The sequence below is a fragment of the Saccharopolyspora sp. NPDC049357 genome (assembly GCF_040677225.1).
Taxonomy (GTDB): Bacteria; Actinomycetota; Actinomycetes; order Mycobacteriales; family Pseudonocardiaceae; genus Saccharopolyspora.
The window spans coordinates 1-13,391 of the sequence record NZ_JBFAQJ010000015.1 but is presented as its reverse complement, the minus strand read 5'-3'; the positions used below and the strand labels follow the sequence as shown (position 1 = coordinate 13,391).

16 protein-coding genes are annotated in these 13,391 nt (G+C 70.2%); 12 read left to right on the top strand and 4 right to left on the bottom strand.

Annotation, left to right across the window (positions count from 1 at the left end):
- Positions 1-132: 132 nt before the first annotated feature.
- The 4 genes from AB0J91_RS15030 to AB0J91_RS15015 all read left to right on the top strand — a co-directional run bounded on the left by AB0J91_RS15030 (position 133) and on the right by AB0J91_RS15015 (position 5,211).
- Complete coding sequence (locus AB0J91_RS15030) at positions 133-915, top strand: cytochrome c biogenesis CcdA family protein (RefSeq protein WP_132671813.1); 783 nt, start codon at positions 133-135, stop codon at positions 913-915.
- Entirely contained in the window at positions 915-2,540 is a 1,626-nt protein-coding gene (locus tag AB0J91_RS15025; protein ID WP_363868532.1) for a cytochrome c biogenesis protein ResB, read from the top strand. Before AB0J91_RS15030 ends, AB0J91_RS15025 begins: the two co-directional genes overlap by 1 nt.
- On the top strand, positions 2,540-3,538 hold the full coding sequence (ccsB, locus tag AB0J91_RS15020; RefSeq protein ID WP_363868529.1) for a c-type cytochrome biogenesis protein CcsB: 999 nt from the start codon (positions 2,540-2,542) through the stop codon (positions 3,536-3,538). The genes AB0J91_RS15025 and ccsB overlap by 1 nt, the downstream gene beginning before the upstream one ends.
- Positions 3,539-3,732: 194 nt before the next feature.
- On the top strand, positions 3,733-5,211 hold the full coding sequence (locus tag AB0J91_RS15015) for a MinD/ParA family protein (protein WP_363868526.1): 1,479 nt from the start codon (positions 3,733-3,735) through the stop codon (positions 5,209-5,211).
- Positions 5,212-5,426: 215 nt separating this feature from the next.
- Here the strand turns inward: AB0J91_RS15015 and AB0J91_RS15010 are convergent, their stop codons facing one another.
- Both AB0J91_RS15010 and AB0J91_RS15005 read right to left on the bottom strand, forming a co-directional pair.
- A complete protein-coding gene (locus tag AB0J91_RS15010) occupies positions 5,427-5,612 on the bottom strand; it encodes a hypothetical protein (RefSeq protein ID WP_363868523.1) in 186 nt (61 codons plus the stop codon).
- A gap of 324 nt (positions 5,613-5,936) precedes the next feature.
- Positions 5,937-6,161, bottom strand: a complete 225-nt coding sequence (locus AB0J91_RS15005) for a BldC family transcriptional regulator (protein ID WP_093414319.1) — start codon at positions 6,159-6,161, stop codon at positions 5,937-5,939.
- Between the two features lie 196 nt (positions 6,162-6,357).
- On the opposite strand from AB0J91_RS15005, the gene AB0J91_RS15000 reads away from it, so the two are divergent.
- From AB0J91_RS15000 to AB0J91_RS14970, 7 genes are all read left to right on the top strand, one after another.
- Positions 6,358-6,732 (top strand): DUF4229 domain-containing protein, encoded by a 375-nt coding sequence (locus tag AB0J91_RS15000; RefSeq protein WP_363868520.1) that lies wholly within the window; start codon positions 6,358-6,360, stop codon positions 6,730-6,732.
- A complete protein-coding gene (locus tag AB0J91_RS14995) occupies positions 6,729-7,826 on the top strand; it encodes a PLP-dependent cysteine synthase family protein (protein ID WP_363868518.1) in 1,098 nt (365 codons plus the stop codon). Before AB0J91_RS15000 ends, AB0J91_RS14995 begins: the two co-directional genes overlap by 4 nt.
- Positions 7,827-7,930: 104 nt before the next feature.
- Positions 7,931-8,497 (top strand): DUF3558 family protein, encoded by a 567-nt coding sequence (locus AB0J91_RS14990; protein WP_363868515.1) that lies wholly within the window; start codon positions 7,931-7,933, stop codon positions 8,495-8,497.
- 223 nt (positions 8,498-8,720) lie between these two features.
- The gene (locus tag AB0J91_RS14985; RefSeq protein WP_363868512.1) at positions 8,721-9,050 is read left to right on the top strand and encodes a hypothetical protein; all 330 of its coding nucleotides are present in this window, start codon (positions 8,721-8,723) and stop codon (positions 9,048-9,050) included.
- Positions 9,051-9,063: 13 nt separating this feature from the next.
- Positions 9,064-9,906, top strand: a complete 843-nt coding sequence (locus AB0J91_RS14980) for a hypothetical protein (RefSeq protein ID WP_363868509.1) — start codon at positions 9,064-9,066, stop codon at positions 9,904-9,906.
- Between the two features lie 14 nt (positions 9,907-9,920).
- Positions 9,921-10,349, top strand: a complete 429-nt coding sequence (locus tag AB0J91_RS14975; RefSeq protein WP_363868506.1) for a hypothetical protein — start codon at positions 9,921-9,923, stop codon at positions 10,347-10,349.
- Between the two features lie 16 nt (positions 10,350-10,365).
- Positions 10,366-10,842 carry a hypothetical protein gene (locus tag AB0J91_RS14970; RefSeq protein ID WP_363868503.1) on the top strand — a complete coding sequence of 159 codons (477 nt, stop codon included), beginning with the start codon at positions 10,366-10,368 and terminating at the stop codon, positions 10,840-10,842.
- A 45-nt stretch (positions 10,843-10,887) separates the two neighbouring features.
- Here the strand turns inward: AB0J91_RS14970 and AB0J91_RS14965 are convergent, their stop codons facing one another.
- On the bottom strand, positions 10,888-11,760 hold the full coding sequence (locus AB0J91_RS14965) for a 1,4-dihydroxy-2-naphthoate polyprenyltransferase (RefSeq protein ID WP_363868500.1): 873 nt from the start codon (positions 11,758-11,760) through the stop codon (positions 10,888-10,890).
- Between the two features lie 35 nt (positions 11,761-11,795).
- Complete coding sequence (gene menE / locus AB0J91_RS14960) at positions 11,796-12,965, bottom strand: o-succinylbenzoate--CoA ligase (protein ID WP_363868497.1); 1,170 nt, start codon at positions 12,963-12,965, stop codon at positions 11,796-11,798.
- Positions 12,966-13,102: 137 nt separating this feature from the next.
- On the opposite strand from menE, the gene AB0J91_RS14955 reads away from it, so the two are divergent.
- On the top strand, positions 13,103-13,391 hold a 289-nt coding region (locus AB0J91_RS14955; RefSeq protein WP_363868494.1), incomplete at its 3' end, for a hypothetical protein.

The following is a 13,391-nucleotide window of genomic DNA, read 5'->3' as shown; positions in this document are numbered from 1 at the left end:
CCTGAAATGGGTGGGACCAACGTCCTCCTGGCGCGTGGTTCGTGCCTGGGCATCGCGTTCACCTGGGGGTTCGCGGGCTGGTTCACCGAGCCCGGTGCGTGAGGGCGACGTCGGCTTTCCTACCCTCGAAGCGTGAACCCCACCGAGCTCGCCGCGTCCGGACCGCTGCTGTTCGCGGCGGCTATCGCGGCGCTCGCCGGGGCGATCAGCTTCGCCTCGCCCTGCGTGGTCCCGCTGGTGCCCGGCTACTTGGCGTACCTCGCCGGTGTCGTGGGCGCGGATTCGCCGCCGGTCGACGAAGCCGAAGCCGAGGAGAACCGGCGCGGCCGATGGCGGGTGGCCGGTGCCGCGCTGCTGTTCGTGGCCGGCTTCAGCGTCGTGTTCGCGGCCGGAGCGCTGCTGCTGCTCGGGGTGTCCGACGCGCTGCTGACCAACGAGCTGCTGCTGCAGCGCATCGGCGGAGTCGTCACGGTCGCGATGGGCCTGGTGTTCCTCGGCCTGATCCCCGCCCTGCAGCGCGACGTGCGGGTGCACCGCGTGCCTCGCGCCGGGGTGTGGGGCGCGCCGCTGCTCGGCGCGGTGTTCGGCCTCGGCTGGACCCCGTGCCTGGGACCGACTCTGGTGGGCGTCATCTCGGTCGCCGCCGGCACCGATGTGGACACCGGAACCGCGCTGCGCGGAATCCTGCTGGTGCTCGCCTACTGCGTCGGCCTCGGCGTCCCGTTCGTGCTGCTGGCCCTGGGCGCCCGCTGGGCGGTGCGCAGCGCGGGCTGGCTGCGGCGGCGCGGCCGCGCGATCCAGATCGCGGGTGGAGTGCTGCTGGTGGTGGTGGGCCTGCTGCTCGTCACCGGTCTGTGGGGAGAGCTGATCTCGATGCTTCGTGGCCCGATCGCCGGATTCGAGACGCCGATCTGATGCGCGACCACCTCACGACCGCCCTCGCTTTCCTGCGCAACACCTGGCGCGGGCTGACGTCCATGCGCACCGCGCTGGTGCTGCTGTTCCTGCTGGCCATGGCCGCGCTGCCGGGCGCGCTGATCCCGCAGCGCTCGCTGAACCGGTCCGAAGTGGACAAGTACTTCCAGCAGTACCCGGACATCGCGCCGCTGCTGGACAAGATCGGCATGTTCGAGGTCTTCAGCTCGGTCTGGTTCGCCTCGATCTACGTGCTGCTGTTCATCTCGCTGATCGGCTGCCTGCTGCCGCGCTGCTGGGAGTACTTCAAGCAGTGGCGCAGCAAGCCGGTCCGCACCCCGCGCAACCTGGGCCGACTGCCGCACCACGCGGAGAAGACGCTCGACGACACCTCGGTCGACGAGGCCATCGCCGCGGCGAAGACCCGGCTGCGCGGCTGGCGGACGGTCGAGCACACCGAGACCGACGGAGCCCGGTCGATCAGCGCCGAGCGCGGATTCCTCCGCGAGGTCGGCAACCTGGTGTTCCACTTCGCCCTGGTCGGACTGCTGATCGGCCTCGCGGGCGGCAAGCTCTACGGCTACGAGGGCCAGGTCATCGTGGTGGCCGACGGCTCCGAGTTCTGCAACTCGGGCACCTACAACTACGACTCGTTCCGCGCGGGCCTGTCCGTCGACGGCACCCAGCTGTCCCCGTTCTGCGTCAAGGTCGACGACTTCGACGTCGACTACCAGCCCAACGGCCAGGTGGCCAACTACCGCGTGGGCATGCAGTACCAGTCCGGCGAGGGGCTGGAGACGAACTCCTGGCTTCCCTACACGCTGCAGGTCAACCACCCGCTGCGCACCGCCGGTGACCGGATCTACCTGACCGGCAACGGCTACGCGCCCCGGTTCACCGTGACCTGGCCGGACGGCCAGCAGCGCACCAGTCTCGTGCAGTGGCAGCCGATGTCGCCGCAGACGATGCTCTCGCAGGGCGCCACCAAGTTCGACCAGCCCGGCGTGACCGACGAGGTGCAGCGCAGGCAGAGCCAGCTGGCGATCACCGGCCTGTTCGCGCCGACCGCGGCGTTCGACGGCAAGATCCTCAGCTCCGGGTTCCCCGACCTGCTGGACCCGACCGCGGCCATCGACGTGATGCGCGGAGACCTGGGCCTGGACTCCGGACGGGGTCAGTCGATCTTCGGCGTCGACCAGTCGATGGTCGAGCAGGGCAGGCTCAACCGGGTGGCCCGGGAGAACGTCCGCGTCGGCGAGGAGATCCGCCTCGACGACGGCACCACGGTCCGCTTCGACGGCGTCGAGCGCTGGGCGAACCTGCAGGTCTCGCACGATCCGTTCCAGACATCGGTGCTGGCCTTCGCGGTGCTCATCATCTTCGGACTCGGCACCTCGCTGATCGTCAAGCGCCGCCGCATCTGGGTGCGGGCGGCTCCGCACCCGGAATCCGCCGAAAGCTCCGCCGCGCGTACCGTTGTCGAGGTCGGCGGGCTCGCCCGCACCGATCAGGCCGGGTACGGCGAGGAGTTCGCCCGGATCGCCGATGACCTGCTCGGTGCGGATGTCGACCACTCGCCCCAGCCCCGCGCGGACTCTGGGACCGCGCGCGAAAGGAAGAGCTGATGCCGGTCAACGAGACGCTGTCGAACTACAGCGACATGGCCTACGCCACCTCGGTGGTCATCTACATCGCGGCGATGCTGCTGTACTTCGGCGAGTTCGCCTACGGCCGGGTCGCGACGGCGACCCGCACCCGCGAAGCCGCCCTGGTGGGCGCGGAGAAGTCCTCCGAGGCCAAGGACGTGGTCGGCCACGTGCCGGCCCAGCCCAAGCGTCCGCTGGCCGAGCGGCTCGGCGGCATGGCCGTGTCGATGACCGTGCTCGGCGCGCTGGTGCACTTCGGTTCCCTGCTGACCCGCGGTCTGGCCACGGGCCGCGTGCCGTGGGGCAACATGTACGAGTTCGGCTCGGCGATCTGCCTGGCCGCCGTGGTCGCCTGGATGATCGTGCTGTTCCGGCAGCTGCGCAACGCCCGCCGCGAGGCCACTCCGGCCCAGCTGCGCGGCCTCGGCGGCTTCCTGATGCTGCCGGTGACGCTGCTGCTGTTCCTGTCCGGCACCGTGCTCTACGCGGAGGCCGCGCCGCTGCAGCCGGCGTTGCAGTCGTACTGGATCGTCATCCACGTCGCCGCCGCGATCGTCTCCAGCGGTGCGCTGCTGTTCGCCGGTGTCGCCAGCATCCTCTACCTGCTGCGCTGCCGGTACGAGAACAACCCGCTGAAGATGACCAAGTTCGGTTCGCGGCTGCCCACCAGCCAGGCGCTGGACCGGATGGCCTACCGCGCCACCGTGATCATCTTCCCGGTGTGGACGTTCGCGATCGTCGCCGGCGCCATCTGGGCGGAGGCCGCGTGGGGTCGTTTCTGGGGCTGGGACCCCAAGGAGACCTGCGCGTTCATCGCCTGGATCGTCTACGCCGCCTACCTGCACGCGCGCGCGACCGCGGGCTGGCGCGGGGTGCGTTCGGCGTGGATCAACGTCCTCGGCCTGGCCGTGATGATCTTCAACCTGTTCTTCGTGAACCTCGTCGTCACGGGTCTGCACTCCTACGCCGGGCTGTGAGCAGCACCCGATCCGGCGTTCGCAGGAGTGCGACGGCGCGTTCGGCTCGCAGCCGTGGCGTGAATCGCGTTTGGTGGCGTGAGAAACCCGCGGCGCCTACCTGCCACCTATGGTGACTAGGGGGTATGTGTGGGTTTAGGTTGCTGTGCGCAAGCGCGGTACAGCTCGGCTCGAACGTTGGAGGGACGGCGACGGTGACGGGACAGTACGAAGAGCCCGAGACGAGGCGGGACGTCGGTGCCGTCTCGCCGCAGGCCGACGGCCCGGCCGGCACCGAGGCCGGGAGCAAGAGCGGCAACGGCTCCTACAGCGACCCGGAGACGCGGCCGCACCAGCCCAAGCCGGTTCCGGAACACCCCGAACCGTCGTACGTGGACCCGTCGCAGCCCGACGTGTCCGGCCCCTTCCCGGTCGCGGACACCCCGCAGCCGTACTACCCGAGCGGAGCGCCGGTGTACCCCGACCCGTCCCAGTCAGGCCCGCACCCGCACCCGCAGCAGCAGCAGCCGTGGCCCGGATACCCGGGGACCCAGTCCGGTCCCCACCAGGTCTCGGGCCCGCACCAGGTCACCGAGGGCGGCTCAGGCCCGGTCCCGGTGAGCCCGTACGCGCCCGTCTCGGGCGGTCAGTCCGGGCCGTTCCCGACCGGCCAGCCCTACCCGCAGCAGCCGCCCCAGCAGCCCGGTCCGCAGCAGCCGGGTCACCAGCAGCCCGGTGGTCCGCAGCACCCGCAGCCCAACGCCGACCTGTCGTCCGCGCAGCTGCTCCGGCAGACCAAGCGACCGCCGCAGTCCGGCTGGCGCAAGGCCGTCTACGTGGCCAGCGGCAAGACGGTCAACTTCGGCGAAGGACCGACCGACCGGCGGCGCCGCGAGCTCATCACGCGGATCAACCAGCCGCTGCAGGGCTGCTACAAGATCGCGATGCTCAGCCTCAAGGGCGGCGTCGGCAAGACCACCGCGACCGCCACGCTCGGCGCGACCTTCGCCTCGCTGCGCGGCGACCGGGTCATCGCCGTCGACGCGAACCCGGACCGCGGCACGCTGAGCCAGAAGATCCCGCTGGAGACCACCGCGACCGTCCGGCACCTGCTGCGCGACGCGCACCGGATCCGCCGCTACAGCGACGTCCGCTCCTACACCTCGCAGGGCCCGAGCAGGCTGGAAATCCTCGCCAGCGAGCAGGATCCGGCCGTGTCCGAGGCCTTCAGCGAGGACGACTACCGGCGCACCGTGACGCTGCTGGAGCACTTCTACAACGTGGTGCTCACCGACTGCGGCACCGGCCTGATGCACTCGGCCATGAAGGGCGTGCTGGACGTCGCCGACTCGCTGGTGATCGTCTCCTCCAGCTCGATCGACGGCGCCCGCAGCGCTTCGGCCACTTTGGACTGGCTCGACGCCCACGGCTACGGCGAGCTGGTCTCCCGCTCGGTCGCCGTGATCAACTCCGTGCGCCCGGCATCGGGCAAGGTCGACGTGGACAAGCTCGGCGCCCACTTCGCGTCCCGCTGCCGCGCCGTGTCGCGCATCCCGTTCGACCCGCACCTGGAAGAGGGCGCGGAGGTAGAGCTCGACCAGCTGGCGGCTCCGACGCGGATGGCGCTGCTGGAGCTGGCAGCAATGGTCGCCGACGACTTTCCCCACGCGCCTGGGCGTCAAGCTCAGTCCTAAGACTCCGTGGCTGGGTTGCTGGGCGGTGCGGGTGGGGGAAACCCCCGGACGGGGAAGGCGCAGACGCCTTCTGGCTCCGGGATCCGCGACTTGAGTATGAGGAGATACGCGGCGCTGCGGCTGTCCTCGCCAGAAGGCGTCTGAGAACCCCCGGCGGTGCCGGTTGCTTTCGTGGGGTACTGAGAAAGCGGCTTCGCCCCTTGCCTGACGGGTGGTTAGTCGTCTTCCGTCGGGCGTTGGTTCTTGCGCTGCTCTTCGGCGATCTTGCGGAGGAAGTCCGGGTCGTCGTCGGGTGCGACGGGTGCTCTTCGGGTGCGCGGCGTGGCGACCTGCGGGCCGAACGCCTTCCACATCAGCACAGCGATGGTGAGCGCGCCAATGGCGGCGAGGGCATAGATCATCGTGGCCACCTCCAACCGTTCCGCTTACGACACTAGCCAATCAGAGGCGGTGGTGTCTTTGTCCGGAGGTGTCCGGTTCGAGCGGGGTCCCTGGTGACGCCTCGCGGACGTGCGAGGTGTCACCAGGGACGGCGGTCGTCATCGGCCGGCCGCCCAGCGATCTTCGACTTGGTGCAGTGATTCTCGACTGTTGCGACTGCTTTCTCCGGCGCCTGCCGCGGTGCCTCGGGCACTCACCACGAGGGGTTTGGCAAGTGGGCCTGCGCACCGCCGCGTTGACTTCCGCGCCGCTTCGAGATGTTTCGCCGCTGCCGGACCGGTCGGTCAGGCGGTGCGGTTCACATCGTTGGTCAGCTCGGCCAGCAGGGTGCGGACCTCGGACTCGCGGAAGCGACGGTGGCCACCGGGGGTGCGGATCGAACCGATCCGGCCGGCGGTCGCCCATCGGGTCACGGTCTTGGGGTCGACCCGGAAGAGCGCTGCGACCTCACCCGGGGTGAGGAGCTGCTCCTGACCGTTCTGCCGAGGCTGCTGAGTCGACGCGGTCACGTGTGACCTCCACTTTTCGCGATAACTGGTATTCGGGCATTCCGGTCGCAATCGTGGCACCTGAAGGGTCAGGTACTCGAACGTTTGGGTTTAGGTAAAGGGAAGGTAAGGGACGAAACCGGCGCTTCGGGCGCTCTGACCTGCGGTCCCCGGATGCCGAGCTGGTCGCTCCAAAGGGTGCTCTACCCTGGATGACGTGCGGGAACAGCAGGAGACGAGAACCGACGAACCCGAAACCGCGGTCGCCGCGACCCCCGGGACGGGCCCCGAGCACCCGACCGGCGAGACGTCCGAGGTCAAGCCCGACCTGGCTCGCGACATCGCGCTCTACACCGCGGCCCGGTTCGGCCTGGTCGCAGTCGTCGCGGTGCTGCTGATGCTGACCGGGGTGCCGGTCCTGGTCGCCCTCGCCGTGTCCGTCGTCGTGGTCATGCCGCTGTCGCTGGTGGTCTTCGGCAAGCTCCGGCGCCGCGTCGCGGTCGGCATGGCCGAGCGCACCGAGGACCGCCGCGAACGCCGCGAGCAGCTGCGCGCCCAACTGCGCGGCGACGCGCCCGCGGACGCCGAATGACCAGCGACATCGACCGCTCCTGCGAGCGCACGCGGGCCTGGACCAGCGAGGCCGTCCGGATCATCGAGGCCGACGCGAACCGCAGCGCCGACACCCACCTCCTGCGGTACCCGCTGCCCGCTGAGTGGGGGATCGACCTCTACCTCAAGGACGAGTCAACACATCCGACCGGTTCGCTCAAGCACCGGCTGGCCCGTTCGCTGTTCCTCTACGCCATCTGCAACGGCTGGGTGACCGAAAACACACCCGTGATCGAGGCTTCGTCCGGATCTACGGCGGTCTCGGAGGCCTACTTCGCCCGACTGCTCGGATTGCCGTTCATCGCGGTGATGCCCCGATCCACCAGCGGCGAGAAGGTCGCGCTCATCGAGTGGCAGGGCGGCCGTTGCCACTTCGTCGACGAGCCCGGCGCGATCTACGCCGAGTCCCGGCGGCTGGCCTCCGAGCTCGGCGGCCACTTCATGGACCAGTTCACCAACGCCGAACGCGCCACCGACTGGCGGGGCAACAACAACATCGCCGAGTCGATCTTCGAGCAGCTCGCGCTCGAACCGCACCCGGAACCCGCCTGGATCGTCGTCGGCGCCGGTACCGGCGGCACCAGCGCCACCATCGGCCGCTACCTGCGCTACCGCAGGCTCGGGACCCGGCTGGCCGTCGTCGACCCGCAGCGCTCGGTGTTCTTCGAAGCCTGGCGCGACAGCGATCCCTCGCTGACCAGCGACTCCGGCTCGCTCATCGAGGGCATCGGCAGGCCGAGGGTGGAACCGTCGTTCATCGGGCAGGCCATCGACCGGATGATCAAGGTCCCGGACGCCGCCTCCATCGCGGCCATCCGCTGCACCGAGCAGGTCCTCGGACGCCGCGTCGGCGGCTCCACCGGAACCAACCTGTGGGGCGTGTTCGCGCTGGTCTCCCAGATGCTCGCCGAGGGCCGCAGGGGCAGCATCGTCACGCTGCTCTGCGACGGCGGCGAGCGCTACACCAACACCTACTTCGACGACCGCTGGGTCGCCGACCAGGGCATGGACCTGGAAGCCCCGCGCAAGATCCTGGACCACTTCCACAGCACCGGTGAGTTCCAGGCAGACTAGGAGTTGTTCATGAGAGCGGCGGAGCCGATCGGGTTCCGCTACCCGCGCCGCCGAGCGGAGCGGTCTCTCGCGGCTGGACGATCGTGCGTGGTGGAGGAGGACCGGTGGTCGCCAAGCGCCTGCTGATCAGCGCGGTGCTCGCGAGCGCCGCACTGGCCGGCTGCACCGCTGTGCAGCAGGTGGTGCCCAGTCCGCCGTCCTCGCAGCCCAGCACCTCCGACGAGTCCACAGCGACCAGCACCGCCCCGTCGATCACCCGCGAGGTTCCGCCCGAGCAGCGGCGGATGCTCGGATCGATGTCGGCGCAGGAGCTGTGCGGGCTGGTCCGGCCGGACGAGATCGCGGCGCTGGCCTTCGAGGTCGAGCCCGGGCGGGCGCGCGAGGTGGGGATCCAGCCCCCGGTGCGCGGATGCGGGTTCCCCGACCGCAACGGGGGTGGCGAAGTGCTCATCGGAGCTCAGGCACCCGGTTTCGCCGACCTGGGGACCGAGGAGGTCGAGCTCGGGACCGTTCGCGGAACGCAGGTCCTGCGGGCCGACGGCTGCACCGTCTACGCCCCCGTGGCGGGAGCCACCCTGCAGATCGTGGTGATCGCCGACCAGGCCGACACCGACCAGTGCGGTATCGCTTCGGGCCTCGCCCAGTACGTGCTGCCCGCCGTTGTCGTGTGACGCGGAAGATCTCCAACTCGTAACGCTTCACCGGAAGCTCGTTCGCGGTCTGACCGGATCGGTTCGAATTCTCGCGACTGGGGGAGTTCGCACGCGTGGTATCGAGCGCGTGACAGTGCCCGGACGAGCCGACGAGATCATCGCGCCGGTTTTCGCCCGGATGTGCCTTTCATCGCGGCTGATTCGTCAACGCGCTCCCCGAACGGCGACAAGAGGGGGTGGGATGGCGGGGAATCTGCGGGTGATTCCGTCGGAGCTCAACGGCTTCGAGGGACTTCTCGAGCGAAACACCGGCCATTTCAAGAAGATCGGCGAGTGGGCCGAGAGCACCGCGTCCGACACGAGCGGTTTCACCGGTTTGATGGTGGTGTTGGTCCCGGCTGTGGAGGCGGTGACGGCGCTCTACGGAGAAACGCTTCAGCTGGCGCATTCGGCGCTGCAGAAGGTCAGGGAAGATCTCGCCGAAACAGCCTCGGAATACGAGGAGGTCGAACGGAAGGTCGTCCTCTCGCTCCAGCGGATCCAGTCCGATCTCGACGAGATCAAGGTCTGAGGGGGCGGAGGAATTGGCTTCGTACGAAGACGCCGAGGACCCGCTGGCCCTCCTCGAAGCGGATCCGAGCAAGAGCAACCAGGACTCGTTGCAGCAGGCCGTCGAGGACGCCGGCTGGCAGGTGCAGGCGGTCAACTGGGTCTACGAGCAGGTCACCGGCGAGAACCTGATCGAGCAGCTGATCTCGCCGGTCACCGGGGACTTCTCCAAGATCGAGACCAACGCCGAGGCGTGGAACCAGATCGGTGAAGCCCTGCGAGCGGTCCGCAAGAACCTCAACCAGGGCATCAGCGACCTGCGGGAGAGCTGGGACGGCTCCGGTGCCATCGCCTTCGAGACGCTGCTGGTGAGCACCTGGACCGTCGCGCTCGAAGGCGACGCGATGCTGGCGCAGCTCGTCGGCCAGGGCTTCCAGAAGGCCGCCGAGATGTCCCGCCGGATGACCGACAAGGCGCTGGAGCTGATCAAGAAGCTGGTCGACCGGCTCATCGAGACGGCGTCCACCGGCTGGATCCCGGTCGCCGGCTGGGCGAACGTGGTGCGCAACGTCGAGAAGTGCGTCGAGATCGTGCTGGCGGTGCTGGAGCTCTTCGAGGCCTTGCAGCAGATGTACGACTCGGTGGTGCAGCTGGTCGACTCCATCAAGGGCGCGGGCACCAACCTGGCCAAGATCACCGACGCCAACAGCCTCGGCGACGTCATCAACGTCGGGATCCAGGCCGAGGACGACATCACGGCCGTCACCGAAGCGACCTCCGGGGCGCGCGGCTCGGCGACCGGCGTGCGGAACGCCGCCGGAGGGGTCCGGACCGCGGCGGGAAGCGGCCACCAGCCGCTGTCCTCGGGAAGCATCTGATCGGGGGGGCTGCGATGAGTCAGGACTGGAAGACACCGGAGGTCCGCGCGGCCGAGGAGATGGTCGAGGAGCGGATGCGCCAGGCCGAGGAGGCGCTGGCGAAGGCGACCAGGTTCGAAGCCGAGCTGCCGGAGGTGAAGCTCACCGACGAGCGGATCGAGGAGATCCAGCAGCACGTCCGCGACGGCAACGCGCCCGCGGAGATCGTCGCGTTCCAGCACCGAGTCGACGACGGCGAGTTCAGCTGGCGCGAGGTCGCCGACGGCACCGCGTTCCGCGACGAATCGGTGCGCGCGGCCTTCGCCGCGAGCGTGCGGAACATGCAGCAGGCCAAGGAGATGCTCGACGCGGGCTACGACGCCGCGACCGTCATCACCAACGACCCGAACCGGCCCGCCGACGCCGGATATGACGACGAGCCGCCGGACTCGTTCCTGCGGTGAGGGGGATGGAACGCCGATGAATCGCAAGACGTTGCTCGGCATCACCATCGGATGGGCGGTGCTGATCGGCCTGGTCGCCGCGGTGCTCCTCGGGATGGCGATGTTCAGCGGGACCTCGCTGGCCAAGTCCACGACAGCTTCGGGCTCCTCGGGTCCGGCCTACTCGTGGGACGGCAAGCCGATGATGATCACCAGCTCGGACGAGAAGAAGACCGCGGTCTGCCGCGTCGTGCCGGAGCGCGGTGAAGCGCGCGAGGTGACCAGCTACCGCGCCGAGAGCCGGTACCAGGTCAACCGGATCACGCCCTGGTTCTCCGGTTCGGCGAAGATGACCTGCACCACGCCCGTGCGGGTCCGCACCGGATCGCAGGTGACCGTCTACGAGCTCGCCACCAAGAACCGGATCGCGCAGCTCGGCGCCGCGGTGGTCGCCGTCGCGCCGTTCCTCGCGGTCAGCGTGTTCGGCCTGGGAGTGCGCAAGACCCACGCGTGATCGAGCGGTGTCCCGCAGCGGTCCGCCCGCTGCGGGACACCACCGTCAGCCGAAGGCCAGCGCCAGGCCCGTGATGGCGCCCCAGGCGAGCATGGCGAAGCCGGTGTCCCGCACCGCCGGGATCAGGTAGCGGCCGGTGGCTCCCCGCACGACCGCCCGCAGCGGGATGAGCAGCAGGGGCAGGGCCAGGAATCCCAGCAGCACCCAGGAGTTGCGCAGGCCGATCAGGACCGTGATCACGAACGGGACCAGCGCCAGGGCCGTGTAGAGCGTGCGGGTGTCGCGGTCGCCGAGCATGACGGCGAGGGTCCGCTTGCCCGTGACCCGGTCGGAGGGGATGTCGCGGAGGTTGTTGGCCACCAGGACGGCGCAGGACAGCGCCCCGACGCCCACGGCGGTACCGATGCCGAAGCCCGAGACCGTCCCGGCCTGCACGAACATCGTGCCCAGCACGGCGATCAGCCCGAAGAACACGAACACCGCGAGCTCGCCCATCCCGGCGTAGCCGTAGGGCTTGCTGCCGCCGGTGTAGAACCAGGCGCCCGCGATGCACAGCGCGCCGATCGCCAGCATCCACCACTGACCGCTCAGCGCGACCACGCCGAGCCCGGCCAGCGCCGCCACGCCGAAGCACGCGAAGGCCGCGTTGCGCACCGCGCCCGGCCGCGCGGAGCGCGACCCGACGAGGCGGAACGGGCCGACGCGGGAGTCATCGGTGCCGCGGATGCCGTCGGAGTAGTCGTTGGCGAAGTTCACCCCGATGATCAGGCTGACCGAGACGGCCAGCGCCAGCAGCGCGATCAGCGGGTCGAACTCGTCCACTCCCGCGGCGGCACCGGACCCGGCCAGCACCGGCGCGATCGCATTCGGGAAGGTGCGCAGACGGGCACCCTCGATCCATTGCGCGACAGTCGCCATGGGCCTCATCTTCGCTCACGCGGCAAGTCCCTCGGCTAGCAGGTCAGCTGCTCGGCGAGCGCGCGCCGGTCCGGTTTGCCGGGGCCGCGCAGCGGGAGCTCGTCCACCAGCGCGATGCGCTTCGGGGTGGCCACGGCGCCGAGGCGTTCGCGAACGGCGGACCGGAGGGCCTCCTCGTCCGGCCGGGCCGCGGGATCGGCCACCACGGCGGCCACCACCGCCTGCCCCCATTCCGGGTCGGGAACGCCCAGCACGCACGCCTCGCGGACGCCCGGCTGCTCGGTCAGGACCCGCTCGACCGGCAGCGGCGCGACCTTCTCCCCGCCGGTGATGATCATGTCGTCGGCGCGTCCGAGGACTTCCAGCTCGCCGTCGGCGAAGCGACCGAGGTCGCCCGTGCGGAACCAGCCGCCCGCGAACGCGGCGGCGGTCGGCTGGTTGCGGTAACCCCTGGCCAGCATGGGCCCGGCGAGTCGGATCGGCCCCAGCTCGCCGTCCACGTCGACCTCGGTGATGTCCAGCGGCACGCCGTCGTAGACGCAGCCGCCGGAGGTCTCGCTCATGCCGTAGGTGGTGGTCACCCGGACTCCGCTGTCCCGTGCCCGGGCCAGCAGGGCGGGCGGGGTGGCGGCGCCGCCGAGCAGCACCGCGTCGAAGCCGCGCAGCGCGTCCAGGCCCGCGCCGCCGTCGTTGAGCAGCCGGGACAGCTGGGTCGGGACCAGGGCCGTGTAGTGCGGGAGGTCGGAGGCCAGCAGCTCGCGCGCCGCAGCGGCGAAGCCGTCCGGGCGGAAGCCGCCGGAGGTGTCGACCGCGCGCGGGGTGGTGCCGGCGACCAGCGCGCGAACCAGGACCTGGATCCCGGCGACGTGGTGCGCCGGCATCGCCAGCAACCACTCGCCCGGCCCGCCGAGCCTGCGGTGGGTGGCCTCGGCCGAGGCGCGCAGCGAGCCGGCCGGCAGCAGCGCGCCCTTGGGGGTGCCGGTCGAGCCGGAGGTGGCGATGGCCAGGGCCGTCGGGTCGTGCTCGGCGTCCTCGCCGGGGTTCAGCGGCCCGATCAGGTGCTGCGCCTGTCCGGGGGCGTCGGCCGCGACCGGCAGCAGCGCGGGGCCGTCACCGTCCAGCGCCCGGCGCAGCTCGGGCAGCACGTCCAGCGCGCCGGTTCCCGAGGGGACTGGAAGCGGCTGGAGTTCCCGGGGGTTCGGCATGAGCTCCATTCTCGGCACCGGCGCCGCTGCCGACTCCGCCGGTGACCCGAGAGTTTCGCCACTAGCTCACCTGTTCGAGCGATCAAGTGTTCGAAAGAGTCGGTCGATGTTCTTGGTGTGAGCGGAAGGAGGAGGCGATGTTTCTCGTGTTCGTGCTGGTCGTCCCGGTCTTCGCCGGGACTCCGCCGCAGCCGCAGCAGTCGTCGGGTTCGCCACGGGCCCGGCCGCGGGCCGGTGCTGACACCGACCCGGCCGGACCCGTGCGGGAGGCACCGGACGAGGAACGCCCGTCGGGGCTGTTCCTGTCCGGAGTGCTGCCCGAAGAGGGGTGGGAGGTTTCAGAAGTACCAGGGGAAGGGGGACCAGTCGGGGTCCCGCTTCTGCAGGAACGCGTCCCTGCCCTCGACGGCCTCATCGGTCATGTAG

Excerpts from the sequence above, each read along its gene's own strand:
- AB0J91_RS14965 (WP_363868500.1), bottom strand. The coding sequence starts at position 11,760 with ATGGCGACTGTCGCGCAATGGATCGAGGGTGCCCGTCTGCGCACCTTC.
- AB0J91_RS14975 (WP_363868506.1), top strand. The coding sequence starts at position 9,921 with ATGAGTCAGGACTGGAAGACACCGGAGGTCCGCGCGGCCGAGGAGATG.
- menE (WP_363868497.1), bottom strand. The coding sequence starts at position 12,965 with ATGCCGAACCCCCGGGAACTCCAGCCGCTTCCAGTCCCCTCGGGAACC.
- AB0J91_RS14995 (WP_363868518.1), top strand. The coding sequence starts at position 6,729 with ATGACCAGCGACATCGACCGCTCCTGCGAGCGCACGCGGGCCTGGACC.
- ccsB (WP_363868529.1), top strand. The coding sequence starts at position 2,540 with ATGCCGGTCAACGAGACGCTGTCGAACTACAGCGACATGGCCTACGCC.
- AB0J91_RS15010 (WP_363868523.1), bottom strand. The coding sequence starts at position 5,612 with ATGATCTATGCCCTCGCCGCCATTGGCGCGCTCACCATCGCTGTGCTG.
- AB0J91_RS14985 (WP_363868512.1), top strand. The coding sequence starts at position 8,721 with ATGGCGGGGAATCTGCGGGTGATTCCGTCGGAGCTCAACGGCTTCGAG.
- AB0J91_RS14970 (WP_363868503.1), top strand. The coding sequence starts at position 10,366 with ATGAATCGCAAGACGTTGCTCGGCATCACCATCGGATGGGCGGTGCTG.
- AB0J91_RS15025 (WP_363868532.1), top strand. The coding sequence starts at position 915 with ATGCGCGACCACCTCACGACCGCCCTCGCTTTCCTGCGCAACACCTGG.